Below are 21774 nucleotides of genomic sequence, written 5' to 3' on the forward strand. Positions count from 1 at the left end.
AGCAGATGATGAAGGTGATTTTCGACGAACGGCAGCGGCGGCACGACCCGCGCTTCCGGCTGCAGGACGGGAAGGTGATCCTGAACACCGACCGGCCCGAGCGCGTGGCCGAGCTGCTGAAGGGCGCGCAGGCCGCGGGCCTCACGCTGAGCGAGAGCGTGGACCATGGCATGGCGCCGCTGGCGGCGCTGCACACGCCGCGCTATCTGGCCTTCCTGCGCACGATCTATGACCGGCGCAAGGAGACGGTGCCCGATCTGGCCGAGGTGGTGCCGAGCCGGATCAGCCCGGACCGCAAGGTGCATTATTCCTACGAGACCGAGGCGCAGATCGGCTACCACAATGCCGATACCTCCTGCCCGATTTCGGAGCACAGCTGGGATGCGATATATTGGTCGGCCCAAACGGCGCTGACCGGCGCGGACCAGATCCTCGCAGGCGAGCGCCGCTGCTATGCGCTCTCGCGCCCCTCCGGGCACCATGCCTATTCGGAAATCGCGGGCGGCTTCTGCTTCCTGAACAATTCGGGAATCGCGGCCGAATATCTGCGCGCGCAGGGCCATCGCCCAGCGATCCTCGATATCGACGTGCACCATGGCAATGGCACGCAGGGCATCTTCTATGCCCGCGACGACGTGTTCACCATTTCGCTGCATGTCGATCCGGCGGCGTTCTACCCCTATTATGCGGGCGGCGCGCAGGAAGTGGGCGAAGGCCGCGGCTTTGGCTACAACCTGAACCTGCCGCTGGCACGCGGGACCGATACCGAGGGCTACCTCCGCGCGCTCGACCGCGCGCTGGAGCAGATCGCGGCCTTCGGCGCGACGGTGATCGTCGTGGCACAGGGCCTCGATGCGCATGAGGACGATCCGTTCCAGGGCCTGAAAGTCACGACCGAGGGCTTCAGCCGGATCGGGCGCGCGATCGGTTCGCTGGGCCTGCCGGTGCTGAGCGTCCAGGAGGGCGGCTACATGCAGCCCTGCCTGCATGCAAACCTCACCAGCCTGCTGAGCGGCCTTCAGGCCTGAGCCAAAGCCCGCGCCAACCGGCCCCGGGAACGGGGCCGGTTGGCATGCGCGCATCTGACTTTATATTTTTATATCATAGGCATAGACGGCGCCTATTTGCGCTTCTCTCCTCGGGCTGGTTCACTTGGAGCAACCCAACAGGAGACCCGCCATGAGCTTCACCCCCGACAGCCGCGCCAGCCTGAGCCGATACTGGTCTACGATCGAAGCCTCCGCCGGCATCGGCCAGGGCCGCCCCGGCGGCCTCGCGCGCCTGACCCTGACCGACAGCGACCGCGAGATGCGCGACCTTTTCGTTTCCTGGTGCCGCGAGGCGGGGCTCACGGTGGAGATCGACACGATGGGCTCCATCTTCGGGCGCCGCGAAGGCACGGACCCGACCCTGCCGCCGGTGATGATCGGATCGCATCTGGATACCCAGATCAACGGCGGCCGCTTCGATGGCATCGCCGGGGTGCTGGCGGGGCTGGAGGTGGTGCGCAGCCTGAACGACGCGGGCCATGTGACCCGCCGCCCGCTCGTCATCGTCGACTGGACCAATGAGGAAGGCGCGCGCTTCTCGCCGCCGATGGTGGCTTCGGGCGTCTATGCCGGGCGCTATGCGCTGGACTGGGCGCATGATCTGATTTCGGATGACGGCGCGCGCTTCGGCGATGAGCTGGCCCGGATCGGCTATCTGGGCGAAAAGCCCTGTGGCGGGGAGGTGGATGCCTATTTCGAGCTGCATATCGAACAAGGCCCGATCCTCGATGCCGAGGGCCGCGAGGTCGGCGTGGTGACGGGCGGCTACCCGAGCCACGGGATCCGCGTGCGCTTCACCGGCGAGACCGCCCATACCGGCCCGACGCCGATGGACCTGCGCCACAATGCGCTGGTGGCCGGGGCGCGCTTCCTGACCGCGGTCGATGATATCGGCTGGGATTATGCCGTGCATGACGGCAAAGCGACCGGCTCGCGGCTCGCGGCCTGGCCGAACAAGCCCGGGATCCTGTCGGACACCGCCGAATGCGTGGCCGATGTGCGCCACCCCGACCCGATCACCGCCCGCGTCATGGCCGAGAAGATGCGCCGGGCCGCGCAGGAAGCCGCCGCGCGCGCGGGCTGTACCGCCATGATCGAGGATGAATGGGTCTGGGGCGGCGATATATTTGACGCAGGCCTGATCGGGCTGATCCGCGGCGAGGCGATCCGCCAGGGCTACAACTGGCGCGATATCCAGTCCCAGGCGGGGCATGACGCCTATCACATGGCGCCCCGCTTCCCCACCGCGATGATCTTCACCCCCTGTAAGGGCGGCATCACCCACAACAACAACGAAAACTGCACCCCGGAGGATATCGCCCCGGCGCTGAACATGCTGCTGCATGCGGTGGTGGCGCGCGCCGACCGCTGATCACATCATTCCGGGATACAGCTTCAGCAGTTCGTCGATCAGGTCGATGAACCGCTGCTCGGGCGGGGTTGGCGGGGTCTGCGGATTGTACACCAGGAACAGATCGGCCCCGAGCGGCTGATCCGTGAGGCGCAGCGGCCAGAGCCGCCCCGCCGCCACCTCGTCGGCCGCCGAAGGCACCGGCAAGAGCCCGATCCCCACGCCCGAGACGATCATCCGCTGCACCTCCTGCAGGTCGTGGCTGGAGCCCGAGATGCGGTTGCCAAGGCCCAGCCCCTCGCGCGCCATCACCATCGGCTCGAGCCCGATCCCCTCGATCGCGCAGGTGAAGGCCACGAAGGGCTCCTGCTGCAGATCGCGCACCGAGACCTCTGCGCGCCCATAAAGCAGATGCTCCGCCCCGCAGAAAATGCCGAATTCTTCGCGGAACAGGTGCCGGCATTCCAGATTGATCATCGGCTTGGTCAGCAGGCAGATGCCGAGGCCCGCCTTGTCCTGGTTCAGCCGGCGCACGATCTCGGGCGAATTCAGCACGTCGATGCGCCAGCTGATCGACGGGTAGCGCTGATGATAGAGCCGGATCGCCTCATCGAAGAGCGGCGAGCGCAACCCGCTGATCAGGAACAGCCGCAGCTCGCCGAATTCCTCGTCGTTGCGGTCCTCCGCCAGCGTGCCGATCCGGTCCACCGCGCGGAACATTTCGGAGCATTCCTGATAGATCTTCTCGCCGCGCAGCGTCAGCGCGAAATGCCGGCTGCCGCGGAAGATGAGCTGGCAGCCGAGATTTTCCTCCAGCTTCTGCAGCGCCAGGCTCACCGAAGGCTGGCTCATGTTCAGCCGGCGCGCAGCCCGGGTGATCCCCTTCTCTTCGGCGATCACGCAAAAGCTGCGCAGCAGGTTCCAGTTCAGGTCGGACAGATCGGGGCGTTGCGGCATGCTTGGTCCTTTCTGACGCAGTTCTAGCACGCATGACAGCGCCCAGACATAGGCTGCGGCTATTCTTCGGATCACCCCGGCGCCGGATTGCGGGTGGGTTTCCCGGGGGCGGCGGCCTAGCCTGCCCGGGTGAACGAACCGCAAGGATGCCGATGCTGCCCGATCTGTCGCAAGTGGAGACCGCCACCCTCGGCCAGTTCCTGACCGACGGCTTCATGGCGCCCGCCATTCAGGCGCTGATCCCGGGGCGGCGCATCTGGGGCCCGGCGCTCACGGTGCGGCTGCCCGGGGCGGATGGCTCCGCGCTGATCGAGGCGCTCTCCGTCGCGGAGCCGGGCGCGGTGGTGGTGGTGGACCGCTGCGGCGATCTGCGCCACGCCTGCCTCGGCGCGCTGAGCGGCACCGCGGCGCTTGAGCGCGGCGTGGCCGGGCTCGTCATCGACGGCTTCGTGACCGATATTTCCACGCTGATCGCCATCGGCCTGCCGGTGTGGTGCCGCGGCCGCTCGCCCCTCACCACCCGCAATCAGGGCATGTCCGGCCATATTGGCGGGATCGTCACCTGCGGCGGCGCGCAGGTGCGCACGGGCGATGTGATCCTCGCCGATGAGAGCGGCGTCGTGGTGCTCGATCCGGCCAAGACCGCAGATGCCGCCGCCACAGCGCTGCGCCACCAGGCGGAGGAGGCCGAACTGCTGCGCCGGATCCGCGCGGGCGAGGCCCTGAACCGGGTCGCGCCGCGGCTTCACCCGGAGGACAGGCTCCGCCATCCTGTGCGCAGCTGAACACTTATTTCATCTTCCGGGATGATCTTCGCAAAAAAGAGGGAACCGAAGCCCGCGGCGGGCGTTGAGCGGCAAAGCCATCCACCCCGCATGCAACGGAGGCCCGGTGCGCCTGCTGATCCTGACCGATCTCGACGGAACGCTGCTCGACCACGAAACCTATGATTTCGCGCCCGCGCAGCCTATGCTCGCGCGGCTCGCGCATGCGCAGGTGCCGGTCATTCTTGCCTCCTCCAAAACCGCTGCGGAGATCGCTTTCTGGCAAGAGCGCCTCGAGCTCGGAGCCTGGCCCGCGATCGTGGAGAACGGTGCCGCGCTGCATGATGGAGCGCAGGACGACAGCGCCTATCGCCGCATCCGCGCGGCGCTCGCGGCACTCCGCGCCCCGCTCCGCGGCTTTGGCGCCATGAGCACCGCCGAGATCGCGGCCGTAACCGGGCTGAGCCCCGCGCAGGCCGCGCTCGCGCAGCGGCGCCAGCACACCGAGCCCGGCCTCTGGAGCGGCACCGACGAGGAGCTCGCGCATTTCTGCGCGGCGCTGGATGCGCAGGGCATTACCGTGCGGCGCGGGGGCAGGTTCCTGACCCTCGGCCTGGGCGGCAGCAAGGCCGGCTGGATCCCGGCGTTGCGCGCGCGCTTCCGCCCCGATGTGGTGATCGCGCTTGGCGATGCGCCCAATGACGCCGAAATGATCGCCGCCGCGGACCGGGGCGTCATCGTGCGCAACGATCACGGGCCCGGCCTGCCGCCCATGCCCGGCGAAAGCCATGGCCGGATCCTGCGCAGCACCGCCTCCGGCCCGGCCGGATGGGCCGAAGGGCTCGGGCGCATTCTGGCCGATCTCGGCCACTGAACCGCAACGGAGGGACCGATGGCTGACTTTCAGCAAAACGGCAATATCGCGCAATTCCACGACCTGCGGACGCGCCCGCTGGAGGAGCTGGAATACCGGCTGGAGACCTTCGCCCAGACCCGCAAGATCAGCCTGATCCTGCCCTCGCTCTATTCCGAGCTGGAGGGGGACGCGCTGCCCCATATCCTCGCCGAACTTGCGAAGGTGAAATACCTGCACCGGGTCATCATCGGGCTCGATCAGGCCGACGCCGCGCAGTTCCGCCACGCGCGGGAATTCTTCTCGCAGCTGCCGCAGAACCATGTGGTGATCTGGAACGACGGGCCGCGGGTGCAGCAGGTGATGGAGCGGCTGGAGCCGCTCGGGCTCGGCCCGATCGAGCCGGGCAAGGGCCGCAACGTCTGGGGCTGCATCGGCTATCTCATCGCCTGCCAGGACAGCGCGGTGATGGCGATCCACGATTGCGACATCGTCACCTACGAGCGGGGCATGCTCTCGCGGCTGGTCTATCCGGTCGCGCATCCGGCGATGCCCTATCACCTCTCGAAGGGGTTCTACCCGCGCATCGGCTCCAACCGCATGGGCGGGCGGGTCACGCGCAACCTCGTGAGCCCGCTCCTGATCTCGCTGAAGAAGGTGATCGGCGACCGCGACTATATCGATTATCTGCGCGCCTTCCGCTACCCGCTCTCGGGCGAATTCGCGATGCGCACGGCGTCCCTGCCCGATCTGCGCATGCCCTCGGACTGGGGGCTGGAGATCGGCGTGCTCTCGGAGGCCTGGCGCAACCTCGGGCCGCGCGCCGTCTGCCAGGTGGAGATCGCGGACCGCTACGACCACAAGCATCAGGACCTTTCGCCGGAGGATGCGCAGACCGGGCTGAACCGGATGTCGATGGATATCTGCAAGGCGATCTTCCGCAAGCTCGCGGCCGATGGCACGGTGTTCTCGGTCAATACCTTCCGCACCCTCCGCGCGACCTATTACCGCCGCGCGCTCGACATGCTGGAGGTATATTCCCACGACGCGATGATGAACGGGCTCGACTTCGACCGCCACAGCGAGGAACGCTCCATCGCGATGTTCGCGGAGAACATCTTCGAGGCGGGCCAGGTCTTCCTGGAGAACCCGCAGGAGCTGCCCTTCATTCCGAACTGGAACCTTGTCCACGCCGCGGACCCGGATTTCCTCACGGATTTCCGCGCGGCCGTGGCGGCCGACCACGCGGACTAGATATTGGACACCCACCGCACCTGATAGGGCGCCATCGCGATGCGCCCGTCCGGGTCCACCGCCTCGCCGCTGAGCAGGTCGCGCCAGTCCTCGCCGTCGATCAGATTGAGCGCATAGGCGTCGATCTCCACCGCTTCGGCGGAGACATTGTGCAGCGCGAAGACAGACTGGTTTCTGTCCAGGGATTGCCGCCACACAGCCAGCAGCCGGTCATCGAGCTGCAGGGTCATCTGCGTGGCATTGGGGTGGAACGCGGGCTGGCGCGCGCGCAGCCGCAGCCGCCGCTGCAGCTCTGCCAGCACCTGGGACTGATCGCTGTCCGGCTCCGCCAGCCGCGCCTGCAGCTCGGTATAGTCCCACTGATGGCGGTTGATCGCCCGGTTGATGCCGCGCCGCGCCACCGCCGCGTGGTCGTTGGGGGTAGCGAGCAGCGAATGGATATAAAACGCCGGGATCCCCTCCAGCGCCATCACGATGGATTGCGCGCACAGGAACCGCGCGATCTTCTGCGTGGTCTCGCCGGCGAAGGTCCGGCTCATCGCGTCGAAATAGCCGCAGTTGAGCTCATAGGGCGCCTCGCCCCCGCCCGGCAGGCTGCGCATGGAAACGAGCCCGCCCGCCTGCATCACCGCCCCGATCATCGCGTCGATCTCCTCGGGCGGCAGGATCCCCTCCACCGGGCGCATCCCGATCCCGTCATGGCTGGCGGAGAAATTGAAATAGGCGCAGCCCAGCGGCGCCGGTGGCATCGAACGCAGCCATTTGCGCAAGAACCGCACCGTGCCCGAGAGCATCGCATGCAGCACCAGCGGAGGCAGCGGGAACTGATAGACCATATGCGCCTCGTCGCGCCGGCCGAAATAAGACAGGTTCTCGGCCTTCGGCACGTTGGTCTCGGTGAGCAGGATCACCTTTTCCGCGGCGAAATCCGCGAGCGCCCGCATCAGCTTCACCACAGCATGGGTCTGTGGCAGATGGATCGAGGGCGAGCCCGGCTGCTTCCACAGAAAGGCCACGGCATCGAGCCGGATGATCCGCACGCCCTGATCTATGTGCAGCCGCAGCACGCGCAGGATCTCGAGCAGGACCTCGGGGTTGCGGAAATCCAGATCGACCTGATCGTGGCTGAAGGTGCACCAGACATGCCGCGGGCCCGCGGCGGTGTCTACCGCGCGCAGCAGGGGCGAAGTGCGCGGGCGCACCACGGCGCGCAGGTCGTCCTCCGGCCGGGCCTCCATGAAGAAGCGGTCATAGGGCGGCTCGCCGCGCAGATAGGCCGTGAACCAGACCCCTTGCGCCGAGACATGATTGAGCACCATATCCGACATCAGGCTGAACTGCGCTCCGAGGCGGCGGATATCGCCCCAGTCCCCGAGCGCCGGATCGACCTCTGTATAATCGGTGACGGCGAAGCCATCGTCCGAGGAGAACGGGAAGAACGGCAGCACATGGACCCCGTTCACCGCGCCCTGCAAATGCCCGGCCAGAAAGGCGCGCAGCAGATCGAGCGGCCTGTGCGTGCCATCGGTGATCGAATTGCCATAGGTGATGACCAGCGCATCGGCCTCGGACCACAGGCTGTTCGAGGGGCGCCTTGGCCGCTGCCGCCGGGTGCGGCCATCGGGCCAGAAGGCGGCGATCACCTCGGCCACCAGGGCCTCTGTATCGCGGTCGGGGTAAAGCTGAGCCAGAAGATGGCGCAGCCGGGCGCGCAAGCCGGTGGGTTTCGCTGTCTCGGGGATGGGTCCGCTCCTGTCCTGATACCCTCAAGTTAGGGCAGGGTGGCGCGGGGTAAAGGGGCTTTTGCCCGCCCGTGCCGGAGGGGGGAGGACCCCCGGCACGGGCGGGCTCCGGTCAGGCGGCGGCTGCGGCCGGAGCGGCAACGCGCCGCTTGGCCAGCGCCAGCGCCAGGACCGAAACCGCTGTGCCTGCAAGCATGGCGACGACGAAGCCGCCGAGATTGCCCACCGCATTCGGGATCGGCAGCACGAAGATACCGCCATGGGGCACGCGCAGCTGCACCCCCATCGCCATGCACAGCGCCCCGGCCACCGCGGAGCCCGCGATCAGCGACGGGATCACCCGCAGCGGGTCGCGCGCCGCGAAGGGGATCGCGCCTTCGGTGACGAAAGCGAGGCCGAGGACGAAGGCTGCATTGCCCGCCTCGCGCTCTTCCGGCGTGAAGCGGCCGGGCATCAGCCGCGTCGCGATGGCGAGCGCGAGCGGAGGGGTCATGCCCGCGCACATCACCGCGGCCATCGGTTCGGTCACGTTCGAAGCGATCAGCGTGGTCCCAAAGACATAGGCCGCCTTGTTGATGGGCCCGCCCATATCGACCGCCATCATGCCGCCGAGGATCAGCCCGAGGATCGCGGCCGAGGAGCCCTGCATCCCCTGCAGCCAGGAGGTGAGCGCCGCGAGCGCCTTCGCCGTCGGCGCGCCGACCACATAGAACATCAGAAGGCCCGTGAGCGCCGTGCCGAGCAGCGGCAGGATCAGCACCGGCTTCAGCCCCTGCAGCGTCTTTGGCAGGCGGATCCAGCGGTTCAGAAGCAGCACGCCATAACCCGCGATGAACCCCGCGACGATACCGCCGAGGAACCCGGCCCCGATCGTGCCCGCGATCACGCCCCCCGTCATGCCCGGCGCGATGCCGGGCCTGTCGGCGATGGAATAGGCGATATAGCCCGCAAGCGCAGGCACCATCAGCGTGAAGGCGCCCTTCGCCCCGATCTGGAACAGAACGTATCCCAGCGTCCCGGCATATTGGTCTTCGTACACATAAATCCCGCCAAGCGCGAAGGCGATGGCGATCAGCAGCCCGCCGGCCACCACGAAGGGCAGCATGAAGGACACGCCCGTCATCAGGTGCTTGTAGATGCCGGTCTTGTGCGCGGGCTGGGGCGCGGCATCGCTTGCGGCCGCGGCTTCGGCGCCCTGCAGCTTCGCCTCGGCAATGGCGCGGCGGATCAGCCCGGCGCCGTCGTTGATCGCAGGCTTCGTGGGCGAGGTGAACACGCGCTTGCCCGCAAAGCGGCCAAGCTCCACCTGCTTGTCGGCGGCGATGACCACCAGATCCGCCGCGGCGATCTCCTCCGCACTCAGCGCATCCTGCGCGCCGACCGAGCCCTGCGTCTCCACCCGGATCGTATGGCCAAGCCCCGCCGCTCCGCTCTGCAGCCCCTCGGCCGCCATGAACGTATGCGCGATGCCGGTCGGGCAGGAGGTGATGGCCACGATCTTCAGCGCGCCGGACACGGCCTGCGGCAGCGGCGCCGCATCCGCCCCGACTGCCAGCCGCCCGACGACCGCGCCCGCATCCTGCAGCACCTCGGCCAGCGTTGCGCTGACCTTGCGCAGGCTCCCGAACCGGGCCTCGTCGACATGGCCGACCAGAAGCACGGCCTCGGCCTGCCCCACCGCGGCAGCATCGAGCGGATCCAGAACGCCATCGGCGGTCTCGACCTCCACGGCGATTGTCTGGCCGAGCGCACGGGCCGCCTTCTTCAGCGCCTCGCGGGCCAGAACCGCATGGGTGCCGAGCTCCCCGGCACCGACCACGGCAACGAAATTCGACATTGCTTCCTCCTCTGACTGTCCGGTCCCCGCCGGACATCCGGGCTCATCCCCCGGTGATTTCTTCCGCGACCGGGCGCAGCTCCACCTGCCCGGCCAGCGCCCTGACCTCCGCCACAGGCGGCAGGTGCGGCCCCGGATTGCGCAGCTTGCCCGCAGCGAATGCGGTGGCCTGCCGCGCGAGATCCGCAAGCCCCAGCCCCTCGGCGAGGCCCGCGGTGATCCCCGCGACCATCGCATCGCCCGCGCCGACCGTGCTGCCGGTCGCAAGCGCAAGCGGGCGCGCCTGCACGGCGCCTTCGGCCGAGACGAACAGCGCGCCATCGGTGCCGAGAGAGACCACCACCAGCGCGATCCCGCGCTCCTGCAACCCGCGCGCCACGCGCAGCACCTCGCGCCCTTGGAGCTTGCGCCCGGTATAGGTCTCGAGCTCGTGCCGGTTGGGCTTGATCGCATGCGGGAGCCGCTCCGCGGCGAGCGCGGCCGCAAGCGGCGCGCCGCTCACATCGAGCACCACCCGCGCGCCCCGCGCTGCCAGCGCCGCCACGAGATCCGCCGTGGCGCCGGGCGGCAGCCCGTCGGGCTGGCTCCCCGAGACCACGACCAGATCCTCCACCGCATCCAGCCCCGCCAGGACCGCCCCGGCCGCCGCACTGTCGGCCGCGAAGCCCGGCAGGTTAAGATCGGTGGTGCGCCCGCCGGTTTCGAGGATCTTGATGTTGGTCCGGGTGGCGCCGGGCATGCGCACCATCGCATCCGCGATCCCCTTGCGCGCAAACAGCTCTTCGAAAGAAGCCTCGTTTTCCGCGCCCAGAAGGCCATGCACGGTGACCGGAAGCCCCCAATCGGCCAGCACCGACGCCACGTTCACCGCCTTGCCGCCCGGATCGCGCCAGACCGCGCTCGCCCGGTGCACCTCGCCGGGGGCGAGATGATCGAGGCAGACCGTCTGGTCGATCGCCGGATTGAGACAGACCGTATGGATCATGCCGGAAGCTCCACCGCCAGCGCCCTCACCGAAGCGGCATCCGCCGCCGCCAGCGCCCGCGTGGCCAGCGCCTTCAGCCCGGAGATATCGGCGCTGCGCAGCGCATCCTTCACCGCCGGAATGTCGCGCGGCGTCATTGACAGCTCATCGACGCCCAGCCCCGCCAGCAGCGCCGCACCGAAGGCATCGCCCGCGATCCCGCCACAGACGCCGACCCAGCGGCCATGGGCATGCGCCCCTGCAACCGTGCGCTCGATCAGCCGCAGCACTGCCGGATGCAGGCTGTCCGCCTCGGGCGCGAGCACCGGGTTCTGCCGGTCGATCGCCAGCGTGTATTGCGTCAGGTCATTGGTGCCGATCGAGAAGAAATCCGCGTGCTGCGCCAGCTCCTGCGCCATCAGCGCCGCGGAGGGCACTTCGATCATGATCCCGAGCGGCACTTCCGGCGCGCCGATATCGGCGCGGATCTGCGCGCAGGTCTCGCGCAGCGAAAGCAGCTCGGCCGCGGAGGTGATCATCGGGAACATCACCGAAATATCGGCGCCATCCTTTGCCGCGCGGTACAGCGCGCGCAGCTGCGGCACCAGCAGCTCCGGCCGCCGCAGCAGCAGCCGCGCGCCACGCACGCCCAGGAACGGGTTCTCCTCGCGCGGGAGGTCGAGGTAGCTCACCTGCTTGTCACCGCCGATATCCAGCGCGCGGATTACCAGCTGCCGCCCGCCCATGGCGCGCGACATCTCGGAATAGGCGCGGTACTGGTCCTCCTCGGAGGGGCTGTCGCCGCGCTCGAGGAACAGGAATTCAGTCCGCATCAGGCCGACGCCCTCCGCGCCCTGCTCCAGCGCGAAGGCGGCCTGCTCGGCGAGGTTGATATTGGCGCCAATGGCCACCTGGTGGCCATCCCGGGTCTTTGCGGGCAGCGCGCGGGCCTCTGCGGCCTTGGCGCGCTTCGCATGCTCGCCCTCGATCCAGGCCCGGGCCGAGGCCAGATCCTGCGCGGTGGGCGCGAGATAGAGCCGCCCCGTGCTGCCATCGATGATCGCCTCGCCGTCCTCCGGCAGCCGCGCCAGCGCCGCCCCGGCACCAACGACCGCAGGCAGGCCCAGCGTGCGCGCAAGGATCGCGGTATGCGAGGTGGGCCCGCCCTGCGCCGTCACGAGGCCCGCGATGCGCTCGGGATCGAGGCCCGCGGTATCGGTGGGGGTCAGGTCATCGGCAATCAGGATCGTGCCCGGGGGGACTTCGGCCGGAGTCGGGCGCGCGAAGGCCGGATCGATCAGCGCGAGTACTCGGTGGCCCACATCGCGCAGGTCGGTCGCGCGGCCGGCCAGAACCGCATTACCAACGGAGAGGAGCTGCGCCGCCGTCTCCTCGATCGCCGCGTTCCAGGACCAGGCGAGCCCGTGCCCCTCGACGAGCTTCTGCGAGGCAAGCGTGATCAGGCTCGGGTCGTTCAGCAGCTCGGCCTGCGCACGGAAGATCCCGGCATCGGCCTCGCCCAGGCGGCGGGCGGTATCATCGGCCAGCGCGCGGAGCTGCTCGCGCGCACGGGCCAGCGCATCGTGCAGCCGGTCCGCCGCAGTGGCCAGATCGACCGCCGTATCGGCGATCACCACCGGCCCGGCCAGCATCCGGTGCAGCCGCCCGATCGCGAGCCCCGGCGAGGCAGACACCCCCTCGACCACATCGGGCCCGTCTTGCGGCACCCAGGCACCGGCCGCGGCAGCCGCGGCACGCTTCGCCTCGGCCTTGCGCGCCTCGTCCTTCTCGCGGGCGCTGAGCCCGCTCAGCACGATCTTCAGCGTGGAAAGCGCATCGGCCGCATCCGGGCCATCGGCGGAAACCGTGATCGTCTCCCCCGCCTTCAGCCCGAGCTGCAGGAGCGAAATCAGGTTGCGCGCATCGGCGGCCTCTGCCCCATGGCGCACCCGGATGCGGGCCGCGAACCGGCGCGCGGTCTCGGCCCATTCCGTGGCGGGCCGGGCGTGAAGCCCGTTCGGGTAATCCAGCACCCAGTCAAACCCCTGCGCGAGGTCGGTCGCGACCTCACCCACCGCTTCGGCCGCCGCAGCCCCGCTCAGCGCTGCGATCACCGCCTGCGCATCATCCGTCGCGGCCAGAGCCGCGATCCGCGCATCGTCCTGCAAAAGCCGGGTCAGGCGCCGCAGGATCCCGATATGCGCATCGGAGCGCGCGGCGATCGCCACCACCAGCTGCGCGCGCTGCCCGGCGTTCCATTCGACGCCGCCGCGCACCTGCAACACCGCGATGCCGTCGCGCTGGATCAGGTCGCGGTCCTCGACCATGCCATGCGGAATCGCGATACCCTTGCCCAGATAGGTGTTCGACGCGGCCTCGCGCCGGGTCATGCTGTCCTCGAACCCGGGCTTCACGCAGCCCGCGGCCAACAGCAGCGCCGCCGCCTGACGCAGGGCATCGGCCTTGTCGGCGACCGTCGCGTCGAGGCGGACGAGCTCGCGCGGCAGAATATCCATTTCGCTCATCTGGGACACTGGCTCCTCCCAATCTCCGGTTTCTATCTGTCTTACCTGATTTGTGGAAACGTTTCCACTCTGAATTTTCATCCTGCGCGCCAAAACCGCTCAATGACCCGCAATTTCGTTGCCAAGAACCGCGGTAAAGGCCATTCTATCCGCGAACAGAACCGGGATCGTTTCCACGCATCATGACCATCAGTATCAAGGATGTGGCCCGCGCGGCCGGGGTGGCGCCCTCGACCGTCTCGCGCGCCCTCGGCAAGGGGCCGGTGAGCGAGGACGTGCGCCGCAAGGTGGAGGCCGCGGTCGCGGCGACGGGCTACCGGCCGAATCTCGCGGCGCGGCGGCTGCGCTCGCAGCAGACGATGACGGTGGGGCTGATCGTGGCCGATATCCGCAACCCGTTCTTCACCCAGCTGACCCGGGCAGTGGAAACGGCGGCCTACCGCAACGGCATGCGCGTGCTGCTGTGCAACACCGACGAAGACCCCGCGCGCGAGGAAATGTACCTGGGCCTGATGGCGGAGGAACGGGTGAGCGGCCTTATCCTCGCGCCCACGCGCGCGCTGGCGCCGGCGCAGCTTGCGGGCTTTGACATGCCTGTCGTGCTGGTGGACCGCGGGCTGCCGGGCGGGCCGCGCGATACCGTCGTGCTGGACAACCGCGCGGCGGCGGAGATGCTGGTGGATCATCTGGTCGCGACCGGCCGACGCCGGATTGCCGGGCTGTTCGGCGCGACATCGGCCACCGGCGCCGAGCGGCGCGAAGGCTTCGAGAGCGCGATGCGCCGCCATGGGCTGGCACCGATCCTGCGGATGGTCGCGCCCAGCACCGATGCCGGGCATGATGCGCTCTGCGGCCTGCTCGCGGAGCAGCCGGAGGCGGTGGTGCTCTCCAACGGGCTCTTCATCGGCGCCATGCTGCGGCTGTGCCGCGAGCGGCGCCTGGCGATTCCGCAAGACGTCGCCATCGCTGGCTTCGACGACGAGCCCTGGACGACCTTCGTCGAGCCGGGGATCACCGTGATTCGCCAGCCGGTGGAGAGCTTCGGCCGCGAGGCGATGCAGATGCTGCTCGCGCGGCTCGACCACCCGGACCTGCCGAGCCGAAAGGTGACGCTCTCGGGCGAGCTGGTGGTGCGGGGATCGACCGCCCCCGCCTGAGGTCTACAGCTCCGCGCCGAGGCTCTGCAGCTTGACGAAGGCCGCATAGCGGCGGTCATGCAGCGCGGCGATCTCCCCACCCTGCGGCGCATAGCGGCGCTCCGCGCGCGTCATCGCCGACATGGCGGCGGACATATCGGGGTAGAGCCCCGCTGCCACCCCACCGAGGATGGAGGCGCCCAGAAGAACCGGCTCCTCGGCTGCCGTGGCGATCACCGGGGTGCCGGTGGCATCGGCCAGCAGCTGCCGGATCAGATCGAGCTGCCCGGCGCCGCCGCTGATGGCTATGGCCCCGACCGGCGCCCCCGCCTGCGCCTGCACCTCGATGATCTGGCGCAGCCCATAGGCCACGCCCGACAGCCCCGCCACATAGAGCGCGACGAGATTGTCGAGATCGCTCTCCATCCCCAGCCCCGCGATCAGGGCGCGGGCATGCGGATTGGCGAGCGGCGCGCGGTTGCCCAGGAATTCGGGCACCACATGCAGCCGGTCCGCAAGGCGAATCGCCTCGGAGGGGCCGCCCGCGGCCGCGACGGCCCGATCGGCCAGATAGACCGGGAACGGCTTGCCCGCCGCCTGCGCCAGCGCGCGCGCCTCGGGCGTCGCCGGATGCAGCGAGAGCAGCTGGTCGATCGCGGCACCGGCGGCAGACTGGCCGCCCTCGTTCAGCCACAGCCCCGGCACCATCGCCGAATAATAGGGCCCCCAGACGCCCGGCACGAAAACCGGCGCCGCGGTGCTGGTCATGGTGCAGGACGAGGTGCCGAACACATAGGCCATCGTGCGCGTGGGCGCGCCCTCCACGCCCACGGTGCCGATGCCCCCGGCATGGGCATCGATCATGCCCGCCCCCACGGCGGTACCGGGCAGGAGCCCGAGCGCCTGCGCCGCCTCCGCGCCCAGGCCCTGCGCCAGAGCCGTGCCGGGCGCGACGACCTGCGTACCGATCCGGGCGAAGCCCTCATCGGCCAGCACCCCGAGGCCGACCTTGCGGAAATACTCCGGGTCCCAGCGGCCTTCATGCGCGAGATAGGTCCATTTGCAGGTGACGGTGCAGGTCGAGCGCGCGCGGCTTCCGGTGGCCTTCCAGGTCAGGAAATCGGCGAGGTCGAAGAAATCCCGGGCTTCGGCAAAGACCTCCGGGCGATGCTCGGAGAGCCACAGGAGCTTCGGCGTCTCCATCTCGGGCGAGATCCGCCCGCCCACATAGCGCAGCACCTCATGGCCGAGCGCGTTGATCCGCTCGGCCTGCGCCACCGCCCGGTGATCCATCCAGACGATGATGTTGCGCGCCGGATCCTCCGACGGGCCGACGGGCAGCGGCCGCCCCTCCGCCCCCAGCACCACGAGCGAACAGGTGGCATCGAAGCCGATGCCCTTCACCTGCGCCACAGGCACCTCTGCGGCCGCCACCGCCTCGCGTACCGAGGCACAGACCGCCTCCCAGATCTGGTCGCTGGATTGCTCCACGATCCCGCCGGGCGCGCGCCAGAGCGTGATCTCGCGCCGGGCCGAGGCCAGCATCCGCCCCCCGGCATCGAACACGCCCGCCCGGGCGCTGCCGGTGCCGACATCGACACCGATCAGATAGGATTGCGCTGTGCTTGCCTGTGCCATGCCGCAGCCCTCCGGCGCTTAGAGATCGACGCTGTTGGGCAGGATCACCAGATCGCGGATCACCACACCGCGCGGCCGCGTCAGCATGAACACCACCGCCTCCGCGACCTCCTTCGGCTGCATCAGGCTGCCGTTGGCCAGCGCCTCCTCCATCTTGGCCTTCGGCCAATCGTCGAGCAGCGCCGTGACCACCGGACCGGGCAGCACAGCGCCCATGCGGATCCCGTATTGCGAGACCTGCCGCCGGGTCGCATGCAGGAAGGCCTGCACCGCGAATTTGGAGGCGGTATAGATCGGCTCCCAGACCACCGGCACCACGCCCGCGACCGAGCTGGTGAACAGGATGTCGCCCGACTTCTGCGCGATCATATGCGGCAGGACCGCATTCACGCAGCGAAAGGCCGCGTTGATATTGAGGTTCAGCATGCGGTCCCAGGCGTCGGGGTTCCCCTCTGCCGCCGGGCCGCCGATATAGGCGCCGGCATTGGCGTGGAAGATATCGAGCCGCCCCGCCAGATCCAGGATCCGCGGCAGCATGCCCGAGACCTGCGCGCCATCCAGCAGATCCACCACCAGCGGCAGCGCCCGCGGCCCGATCTCGACGCACAGTGCCTTCAGCCGGTCCTCGGCGCGGTCGATGAGCACGACCGTCGCCCCCGCCGCCACCAGATGCCGGGCGCATTCCAGCCCGATGCCGGAGGCAGCCCCTGTGATGGCGGCAACCTTGCCTTGCAGTGATTCAGCCATGTTCAGTTCTCCTGGGAATTAGGCGCGGCCGTGACTGACGCGGGAGCGCCGGGCGAGCGAATCCACAATCACGGCAATGGCCAGCACCGCCCCGGTGATCATGTAGCGCAAAGAGGACGACAGGTTCAGCAGCGTCAGGCCGTTGGAGATCGCCTGGATCACGATGATGCCCAGAAGTGCTGCCCAGGCGCTGCCACGCCCGCCAAAAAGGCTGGTGCCGCCGATGACTGCCGCTGCGATGGCATTCAGGTTCACATCGCCCGCACCGGCCTGCTGGCTGGAGGAGGCCAGGCGCGAGGCCGAGAGCACCCCGCCGAGCGCCGCCAGCGTGGAGCACAGCATGAAGGCCGACAGATAGATCCGCCGCACATTGATGCCCGAGCGGCGCGCGGCCTCGCGGTTGCCGCCCACGGCGAACATGGAACGGCCCCACCGCGTGCGGGTGAGCGCATAGTTCATCGCCACCACGAGGAGCACGAACAGGCCGAACATCCACGGCACGCCCCGGCCGAGGTTCAGGTAATAGACCGCGAACAGCAGCCCGAGGGTGATCGCCGCGGCTTTCAGGATCAGGTTTGCCATCGGCTGCGCGGTCAGGCCCGCAGTCATCCGCCGGGCCCGCACCGAGAGCCCGGTCACCAGCAGCGCAGCACCCGGCAGCAGCGCCGCCACATAGGCCACCCAATCCGGCATGATCAGCACCTGGCCGAATTTCACCAGCGGCGAGGCATAGGGCAGGTTGATCGAGCCGGTCGGCCCGAGGATATAGAGCTGCATGCCCAGAAGCGCGAGCAGGCCCGAGAGCGAGGCGATGAAGCTCGGCATGCCGAGGCGGTTGTAAAGCGTCGCGTAGATCGCGCCGACCGCGACCCCGGCGAGGATCGCCACCGCGATTGCCGCGGGCACCGGCCAGCCGTGGTTCACCCACAGCACGCCGACGATGGCGGAGGCGAAGCCGCTCATGGAGCCCACCGAAAGGTCGATCTCGCCCAAGAGCAGCACGCAGACGATACCGAGCGAGATCATCCCCACCGTGGCGCAATCGAACAGCATGTTGACGAGGTTGTTCGGCGCGAGGAACACCGGGTTGAGCGAGGTGAACACGACCGAAATGACGATCAGCCCGACGATCACCGGCAGCATGCCGAGATCGCCCGAGCGGACCCGGTCGAGGAAGGCGCGCAGGCTGTCGCCCAGCGTTTCCGCATGGCGGACGCGTTCGTCGCTGCGGTCGAGGGCGGGTTGCTTCTGGCTCATGCGGAAATCTCCCCCTGTTCGGCGGCCTTGCGGGCGCGCCGGCGGGATACGGCGTTTTCGGTGGCGCCGGTGATGGCGGCCACCAGTTCGTGGTTGCTGGCCTCCGGCGTGAAGACGCCGTTGTTCTTGCCCAGACGCAGCACGACGATGCGGTCTGCGACGGCGCGCACGTCTTCCATGTTGTGGCTGATGATGATCACGCCGAGGCCGCGGTCGCGGACGCGCTCGATCAGGTTCAGCACCTCCGCCGTCTGGGCGACGCCGAGCGCGGCGGTGGGCTCGTCGAGCATGATGATCTTCGGGTCGAGGAGCAGCGAGCGCGCGATGGCGACCGTCTGCCGCTGCCCGCCCGAGAGCGAGGCGATCGGCTCGCGCACGGAGGGGATCCGCGCCGCCAGCTCCTGCAGTAGCGTCCAGGCGCGGACCTCCATCCCCACCTCGTCGAGCCGCCAGGGCGCCATCTCGTGGCCAAGGAACAGGTTTGCCACCACGTCGAGGTTCTCGCACAGGGCGAGGTCCTGGAACACCGTCGCGATCCCCATGCTCAGCGCCGCCCCCGGATCCGAAAGCGAGACCTCGCGGCCGCAGAATTCGATCGTGCCCGCGCTCGGCTGGTGCACGCCCGCGAGCACCTTCACCAGCGTCGACTTGCCCGCGCCATTGTCGCCGACAAGCGCCACAACCTCGCCCGCATGGACATCGAGCTCGATATCGGTCAGCGCGGAAACGGCGCCGAATTTCTTGGAAATGCCGCGCAGGCGCAGGATGCATTCCCCCGCTGCGGCGGGCGCGGCCTCGGCGCCCGGATGTGTCACGCTCATCTGCTATGTCCGGTCGGAGGTGCCACGCCAGAGGCGCGGCACCGGATTGCGGGTCAGTTGGTGATGCCGAGGGTCTTGCAGCCCGCGGCATATTCGCCGGTGCAGACTTCGGCCGCGGTCTGGATCCCCTTGTCGAAGATCTCCGCCTTGATGTTCTCGGCCGTGACCACCGCCGGGACGAAGAGCTCGCTCGGGGTCTTGTAGAGCTCGGTCTTGGCCGCGGGGGTCTCCCCGTTCAGGAACTGCACCGCCACCTTCGCCGCCGCCGCCGCAACGATCTCGGAGGGCTTGGAGATGGTGTTGTACTGATCGCCCGCGATGATCAGCTGCAGCGCCGCCACGGTGGCATCGTTGCCCGTCACCGGCGGCACCGGCGCGACACCGGCCGCCTTGAAGGCCGCGATGGCGCCGCCTGCGGTGCCATCATTGGCCGCGACCACGCCCTTGATCTCGTCGCCGAAGCGGGTGATCTGGCCCGCCGCCCATTGCTGCGCCTTCGGCGGCGCCCATTCCGGCGTGTCATATTCGGCGAGCGTCTTGTAGCCGGAGCTTTCCAGCCCCTTGTGGATGCCGTCGCGGATCAGCCCGGCCGCCGCATCGGTGGGCGAGCCGTTGATCTGCAGCACGCCCGCGCCTTCGGCGACGCCCGCCGCCTTCATATGCGCAACGAGCGAGTCCGCGATCGACTTGCCGATCGCCTCATTGTCGAAGGAGATGTAGAAATCCGCCGGCGTATCCGGGATCGGGCGGTCATAGGCGATGACCTTGGCACCCTGCGATTGCGCGATATTGACGAGGCCGCCGGCCGCCGCCGAATCCACCGGATCGAGCACGATCACCGTGGCGCCCTGCGCCAGCACCGAGTTGAACTGCTGCTGCTGCAGCGCCACGTCGCCATTCGCATTCTGATAGACGACGGTGCACTCCGGGCAGAGCTTCGCCATCTCGGCCTTGAAGCCCGGGAAATCATGTTCCTCGTAGCGGGTCGATGCCTGGTCGGGCATCAGGAACGCCACCGTCCCCTTCGGCGCGGCATAGGCCGCCGAGCCCAGCAGGCCGGCCATCAGGATTGCGGCCGTGGTGACGGGCCGATTGCAAATCTTCATCGTGAACTCCTCCACTCTCTCCATGTCGGCCCGATCCGGCCGCCGCGCAGACCGACAGGCCTCGCCTTCTGCATCGCGGCCGAAAGCCGGGCGATGCGGGCGCCTCCTCCTGCCCCTGCGCATTCATTAGCACCATCGGTGGCGCAAAGCTGCACAACCGATGGTGCATGGTTGCTTCAATGTCATTCAGGTGTCAAGCTGCATCGCGAGGAGGCCATCGTGACCCAAAACCCCGACCCGCCCCGGCAGACGACCATCTACGACATCGCGGCGCAGCTCGGGGTCTCCGCCTCGACGGTGAGCGCGGTGCTGAACGGCAACTGGAAATCGCGCCGGATCAGCGCCGCGACGGCCGAGCGGATCCGCCATATCGCCGATACGCAGGGGTTTTCGCTGAACCAGCAGGCGCGGGCGCTGCGGCGCAAACGCTCCAACCTGATCGGCATGATCATGCCGAAATACGACAACCGCTACTTCAGCTCCATCGCCGAGCAGTTCGAGCAGCGCGCCCGCGCCCGCGGCCTGTTCCCGATCATCACCTGCACCCAGCGGGACCCGGAGCTGGAGATCCAGGCGGCGCGTACACTCTTGTCCTACAAGGTGGATTGCATCATCGCGACCGGCGCCACCAACCCCGACCTGATCAGCGTGCTGTGCCGCGGCGCCGGGGTCGAGACCTACAACCTCGACCTGCCCGGCCAGGAAGCCCCTTCGGTCATTTCCGACAATTATGGCGGCGCGCGCGCGCTCACCGCCGATGTGCTGCGGGCCTGCGGCCAGGCGCCCGGCACGGCGGAGCCGCTGGCCTTCATCGGCGGCCGCTCCACCGATCACAATACCCTGGAGCGGATCCGCGGCTTCCGCGCCGCGCATGAGCAGGCCGGGATCACCGTGCGCGAGGAGCTGATCCTGCCCGTGGGCTATGCCGCCGAGCGCGCCGAACAGGCTATCATGCGGCTGGCGGAGGCATCCGCGCGCCTGCCCGCAGGGATCTTCGTGAATTCCACCAGCGCGCTCGAAGGCATCATGCGCTGGCTGAAGCTGCGCCGCCCCGAATCGGCGCCCGCCCCGCATGTCGGCAGCTTCGACTGGGACCCGTTCGCCGGGCTGGTCGACCGCAACATCACCATGGCGCGCCAGGATGTGCCCGCGATGCTCGACGTGCTGTTCGAGATGATGGCCGCGAAGGAACAGGGCAACCGCAAGGTCGAGGTGCCGGTGCGGATGGTGCCCTCGCCCTATGCCGCCTAGCCGCGCGAAAAGGGGCGCGGTGATCCCGCGCCCCTTTCCAGTTCGTTCGTGAGGGGATTTCCAGAGGTAAGAGGTTACTGCGCCGCGGCGAGCTGCTTCGGCAGCTTGAACGTCCAGACCGTGCCACCCTGGTTCAGGTAGTTCACCTTCTTCGCGACCTCGCCGCCCCAGAGCGGAACCGCGCCGCCCCAGCCCGAGATGACCGAGACATATTGCTCGCCATCCTGATCCCAAGTGATCGGCTGGCCGACGATGCCCGAGCCGGTCTGGAACGACCACAGCTTCTCGCCGGTATCGGCGTCGAAGGCCATGAATTCGCCTTCCGGGTTGCCCACGAACACCAGGCCGCCCGCCGTACTCATCACCCCGCCCCAGAGCGGCGCGCCGTTCTTGTATTCCCACTTGATGTCGCCGGTGTTCGGGTCGATCGCCTTCAGGCTGCCGATATGGTCCTCGAACAGCGGCTTGATGGTGAAGCCGGCGCCCAGGTAGGCCGCGCCCTTCTTGTAGGTGATCGGCTCG

18 protein-coding genes are annotated in these 21774 nt (G+C 68.7%); 7 read left to right on the forward strand and 11 right to left on the reverse strand.

The features are described 5' to 3' along the window. The first annotated feature begins 8 nt into the window (after nt 1-8). Nucleotides 9-1028 carry a histone deacetylase family protein gene (locus tag ACOMG5_RS11290; protein ID WP_420343903.1) on the forward strand — a complete coding sequence of 340 codons (1020 nt, stop codon included), beginning with the start codon at nt 9-11 and terminating at the stop codon, nt 1026-1028. Nucleotides 1029-1179: 151 nt separating this feature from the next. Next, a complete protein-coding gene (locus ACOMG5_RS11295; RefSeq protein ID WP_420343904.1) occupies nt 1180-2421 on the forward strand; it encodes a Zn-dependent hydrolase in 1242 nt (413 codons plus the stop codon). Here the strand turns inward: ACOMG5_RS11295 and ACOMG5_RS11300 are convergent, their stop codons facing one another. Beyond that, a complete protein-coding gene (locus tag ACOMG5_RS11300) occupies nt 2422-3357 on the reverse strand; it encodes a LysR family transcriptional regulator (RefSeq protein ID WP_420343905.1) in 936 nt (311 codons plus the stop codon). A 152-nt stretch (nt 3358-3509) separates the two neighbouring features. On the opposite strand from ACOMG5_RS11300, the gene ACOMG5_RS11305 reads away from it, so the two are divergent. The 3 genes from ACOMG5_RS11305 (at nt 3510) to ACOMG5_RS11315 (ending at nt 6228) form a co-directional block, all read left to right on the forward strand. Further along, on the forward strand, nt 3510-4142 hold the full coding sequence (locus ACOMG5_RS11305; RefSeq protein ID WP_420343906.1) for an RraA family protein: 633 nt from the start codon (nt 3510-3512) through the stop codon (nt 4140-4142). 106 nt (nt 4143-4248) lie between these two features. After that, nucleotides 4249-4995 (forward strand): HAD-IIB family hydrolase, encoded by a 747-nt coding sequence (locus ACOMG5_RS11310; RefSeq protein WP_420343907.1) that lies wholly within the window; start codon nt 4249-4251, stop codon nt 4993-4995. 18 nt (nt 4996-5013) lie between these two features. After that, nucleotides 5014-6228, forward strand: coding sequence for a glycosyl transferase (locus ACOMG5_RS11315; protein ID WP_420343908.1), 1215 nt, complete (start codon nt 5014-5016; stop codon nt 6226-6228). Here ACOMG5_RS11315 and ACOMG5_RS11320 read toward each other — a convergent pair. The 4 genes from ACOMG5_RS11320 to ptsP form a co-directional block, all read right to left on the reverse strand. Next, on the reverse strand, nt 6225-7943 hold the full coding sequence (locus ACOMG5_RS11320) for a sugar phosphorylase (protein WP_420343909.1): 1719 nt from the start codon (nt 7941-7943) through the stop codon (nt 6225-6227). The two genes, ACOMG5_RS11315 and ACOMG5_RS11320, sit on opposite strands and share 4 nt — an antisense overlap. 139 nt (nt 7944-8082) lie before the next feature. Continuing rightward, on the reverse strand, nt 8083-9807 hold the full coding sequence (locus tag ACOMG5_RS11325; RefSeq protein ID WP_420343910.1) for a fructose-specific PTS transporter subunit EIIC: 1725 nt from the start codon (nt 9805-9807) through the stop codon (nt 8083-8085). A 43-nt stretch (nt 9808-9850) separates the two neighbouring features. Next, on the reverse strand, nt 9851-10792 hold the full coding sequence (locus tag ACOMG5_RS11330; RefSeq protein WP_420343911.1) for a 1-phosphofructokinase family hexose kinase: 942 nt from the start codon (nt 10790-10792) through the stop codon (nt 9851-9853). Then, on the reverse strand, nt 10789-13296 hold the full coding sequence (ptsP, locus tag ACOMG5_RS11335) for a phosphoenolpyruvate--protein phosphotransferase (RefSeq protein ID WP_420343912.1): 2508 nt from the start codon (nt 13294-13296) through the stop codon (nt 10789-10791). The genes ACOMG5_RS11330 and ptsP overlap by 4 nt, the downstream gene beginning before the upstream one ends. 182 nt (nt 13297-13478) lie before the next feature. Between ptsP and ACOMG5_RS11340 the strand changes: the two genes are divergently transcribed. Continuing rightward, a complete protein-coding gene (locus ACOMG5_RS11340) occupies nt 13479-14453 on the forward strand; it encodes a LacI family DNA-binding transcriptional regulator (RefSeq protein WP_420343913.1) in 975 nt (324 codons plus the stop codon). 3 nt (nt 14454-14456) lie between these two features. Here the strand turns inward: ACOMG5_RS11340 and ACOMG5_RS11345 are convergent, their stop codons facing one another. Genes ACOMG5_RS11345 through ACOMG5_RS11365 form a run of 5 tightly spaced genes read right to left on the reverse strand, consistent with a single transcriptional unit; the run spans nt 14457 to nt 20001 of the window. Beyond that, the gene (locus ACOMG5_RS11345) at nt 14457-16070 is read right to left on the reverse strand and encodes an FGGY-family carbohydrate kinase (protein WP_420343914.1); all 1614 of its coding nucleotides are present in this window, start codon (nt 16068-16070) and stop codon (nt 14457-14459) included. 18 nt (nt 16071-16088) lie between these two features. Further along, nucleotides 16089-16817, reverse strand: coding sequence for an SDR family oxidoreductase (locus ACOMG5_RS11350; RefSeq protein ID WP_420343915.1), 729 nt, complete (start codon nt 16815-16817; stop codon nt 16089-16091). An 18-nt stretch (nt 16818-16835) separates the two neighbouring features. Further along, on the reverse strand, nt 16836-18074 hold the full coding sequence (locus tag ACOMG5_RS11355) for a sugar ABC transporter permease (RefSeq protein ID WP_420343916.1): 1239 nt from the start codon (nt 18072-18074) through the stop codon (nt 16836-16838). After that, nucleotides 18071-18895 carry an ATP-binding cassette domain-containing protein gene (locus ACOMG5_RS11360; RefSeq protein ID WP_420343917.1) on the reverse strand — a complete coding sequence of 275 codons (825 nt, stop codon included), beginning with the start codon at nt 18893-18895 and terminating at the stop codon, nt 18071-18073. Before ACOMG5_RS11360 ends, ACOMG5_RS11355 begins: the two co-directional genes overlap by 4 nt. Before the next feature lie 53 nt (nt 18896-18948). After that, nucleotides 18949-20001 carry a sugar ABC transporter substrate-binding protein gene (locus tag ACOMG5_RS11365; RefSeq protein WP_420343918.1) on the reverse strand — a complete coding sequence of 351 codons (1053 nt, stop codon included), beginning with the start codon at nt 19999-20001 and terminating at the stop codon, nt 18949-18951. Between the two features lie 219 nt (nt 20002-20220). On the opposite strand from ACOMG5_RS11365, the gene ACOMG5_RS11370 reads away from it, so the two are divergent. After that, entirely contained in the window at nt 20221-21252 is a 1032-nt protein-coding gene (locus ACOMG5_RS11370) for a substrate-binding domain-containing protein (protein ID WP_420343919.1), read from the forward strand. Between the two features lie 74 nt (nt 21253-21326). Here ACOMG5_RS11370 and ACOMG5_RS11375 read toward each other — a convergent pair. Then, nucleotides 21327-21774: PQQ-binding-like beta-propeller repeat protein (locus ACOMG5_RS11375; RefSeq protein ID WP_420343920.1), on the reverse strand; the 448-nt coding region annotated here is incomplete at its 5' end.

The organism is Paenirhodobacter sp., from assembly GCF_041916475.1.
Taxonomy (GTDB): Bacteria; Pseudomonadota; Alphaproteobacteria; order Rhodobacterales; family Rhodobacteraceae; genus Rhodobacter.